Origin of the sequence: Microcystis sp. M53598_WE2 (genome assembly GCF_030067735.1) — a bacterium.
Lineage (GTDB): Bacteria > Cyanobacteriota > Cyanobacteriia > Cyanobacteriales > Microcystaceae > Microcystis > Microcystis aeruginosa.
The window spans coordinates 1-2,357 of sequence record NZ_JASJFE010000458.1 but is presented as its reverse complement, the minus strand read 5'-3'; the positions used below and the strand labels follow the sequence as shown (position 1 = coordinate 2,357).

General features: G+C 42.6%; 4 protein-coding genes. All 4 read right to left on the bottom strand.

Features of this window, described 5'->3' with window-relative positions; all coding sequences use genetic code 11:
- Nucleotides 1-157: 157 nt before the first annotated feature.
- The gene (locus tag PX636_RS09555) at nucleotides 158-337 is read right to left on the bottom strand and encodes a nucleotidyltransferase family protein (RefSeq protein ID WP_288116925.1); all 180 of its coding nucleotides are present in this window, start codon (nucleotides 335-337) and stop codon (nucleotides 158-160) included.
- A gap of 26 nt (nucleotides 338-363) precedes the next feature.
- Complete coding sequence (locus PX636_RS09550) at nucleotides 364-834, bottom strand: ribonuclease toxin HepT-like protein (RefSeq protein ID WP_004159484.1); 471 nt, start codon at nucleotides 832-834, stop codon at nucleotides 364-366.
- The gene (locus PX636_RS09545; protein WP_288116923.1) at nucleotides 816-1,169 is read right to left on the bottom strand and encodes a nucleotidyltransferase family protein; all 354 of its coding nucleotides are present in this window, start codon (nucleotides 1,167-1,169) and stop codon (nucleotides 816-818) included. The genes PX636_RS09550 and PX636_RS09545 overlap by 19 nt, the downstream gene beginning before the upstream one ends.
- Nucleotides 1,170-1,358: 189 nt before the next feature.
- Nucleotides 1,359-2,189, bottom strand: a complete 831-nt coding sequence (gene dapB, locus PX636_RS09540) for a 4-hydroxy-tetrahydrodipicolinate reductase (protein WP_002798593.1) — start codon at nucleotides 2,187-2,189, stop codon at nucleotides 1,359-1,361.
- Between the last annotated feature and the right edge of the window lie 168 nt (nucleotides 2,190-2,357).

Here is a 2,357-nt window from a genome sequence, read left to right as displayed (position 1 = left end):
GGGTGTGGGGTGTGGGGTTTTACCGATTTTGAGGGGGTCAATTACCTAATTTTCAGGGAAAAAGTACCTGAATTTTGCCCCCGATCCCCGCAATGGCTGGCACTTTTTGAGGGAAAAAAAGTCTAAAAGTCTTACCCAACAAGGTTTTTAGATTTATTCAGCAAACCCTAACTAGAGAACCAAACAGGATAATTTTTGTAATTGGGAAATTTTCTTTTAAATAATCAATAACTGGCGGGAGATTTTTCCTTGCCTCTTGAGCTAATTTTTGATTATATTCCTGCTGTTCTTTTTGGCGTTTTTGCCAGTATTCAAGATAGGGATTATTGACCGACATAATAATTATAATAGCGATTATTTAGCTTAACTTTCTGCCCATTGTTCAAAGAAAATTTGAATATCTTTTTCTAAGTTTCTGTAGATTTTTCTTGCCCTGTCTAAATTAACTTTCAATTGCTCATAATCAATATTTGTGCCGTAGGCATGACGAAAAAAGTGCCGAAATCCTCGCAAACTATTTAACAAAGCGGCGGTTTCTGAAGAAATAAAAGCAGGACGAATTCCGGGGATAGGGACAGTCATTCTGTTTAATAAGGCTGTATGCCATTGCCGAGTATCGGCAATATGATTTTCAAAACAGGTAGCCACTATTTTAAGTAAATCCTCAGTGGCACTGTATAAATTATGGATTTGATAGGCAATGCTTTCTAGGCGAATGACATCATCGGGATTAACACCTTCGGCTCTAACAGCTAGTTTACCATCGATGGCTTTGATTAACTGTAATTGAGCATTTATATCAGCTTTCAACAGGATTAGTTGTCGGTTGTCCATAAAATTCCTTCTTCCCGAATTCGGTGGGCAAAATGACAGTTTTTCAGCAGAATAATATCCACCTCTCTCCCCAGATAATAGGAAAGAATACTAATAGCCTCAAAGTGCAATTCGGGATTGATATTTTCGACGGCAATATCCACATCAGAACCGAGGTGAAATTTATAGGGACGAGTCACGGAGCCAAAGATATAAGCTCGATTAATTCCGTATTTTACAGCATTTTCATGAAGCCATTGTTGAGTTTTCGCCAGCAGGGTTTGTCTTTGCTGTTCTCCTTGAATATCTTTTTCTTTGAGGATTTTATCGAGTTCTGGGGTAGGAAAAGCGCTCATGGGCTTATTTTACCATTGAGTTTAGGTAAGCGGTTCTAATTAAATAGAAGATAGATTTTGCCTTCGATCCCCCCTACTACCTTGATCAGGGGGGTGCCGAACTGTTTGGTACTTTATTGATGACGACAATGCCCAATTAGCAAAGGTTTGAGCTATCACCACTACAATAAAATCACTACCTATCTTGATTTAGAGGATTTTTTCTAAACCGTAGACGAGGGATTGCAGCTGAGTAACTTTACGGATAGAGAGGAGAACCCCCGGCATATAACAGGAGCGATCGCTGGTATCATGACGAAGGGTATAGATTTCCCCGGGGGAACCGAAAATGACTTCTTGGTGGGCAATTAAACCGGGTAGACGCACGCTATGAATACGGATGTTCTCAGCAGTTAAACCGCCTCTAGCGCCGGGGATAGTTTCTTTTTCGGAAACTTGGGCAGGATTAAAGGTTTTACCTAATTCTGCCAGTAATTCGGCGGTTTTGAGCGCCGTTCCACTGGGTGCGTCTGCTTTTTGATTGTGATGCAGTTCGATAATTTCCACATGATCAAAGTAGCGGGATGCTTGCAGGGCAGCCTGTTGTAGTAAAACCATGCCAATGGAAAAATTGGGGATAACTAAACAGCCGGTGCTGGCTTTTTCGGCAAATTCGGCTAAATCTTGTAGTTGTGCCGCCGATAATCCCGTAGTTCCCACCACGGGACGCACTCCATAGGCGATCGCACTGCGGGTATTGTCATAAACACCGTCGGGATGGGTAAAATCCACCATCACCCCTTGCACTTTTTCCTGAGTTGCCAGGACTAAAACACTCGGTAAATCGTCGAGAATCGGCACTTCTAGGGGTTCACAACCGGCCACTTCCCCCACATCTTGACCTCGAAAAGCTGGATTTCGATCCACTGCACCCACTAAGATCATATCGTCGGCACGAGCAACGGCTTTAATGACTTCCCGTCCCATTTTACCGGCTGCACCGTTGACAACTACAGGAATCGGTCCTCTATTTTCGGTCATGGTTAATTATTCTCCTTATATATAACCTGAGTTCGGGATAACGCTATCTTATGGGACTGTGGGAAAACCTTTGCCAACTCTGGATTCTGAACCCCTTGGTTAGCAGGTAATCGTTACTAATTCGGCGATCACCAAGTAGTCCGTTTGTTCTGTCAGTTTGACCTGGTT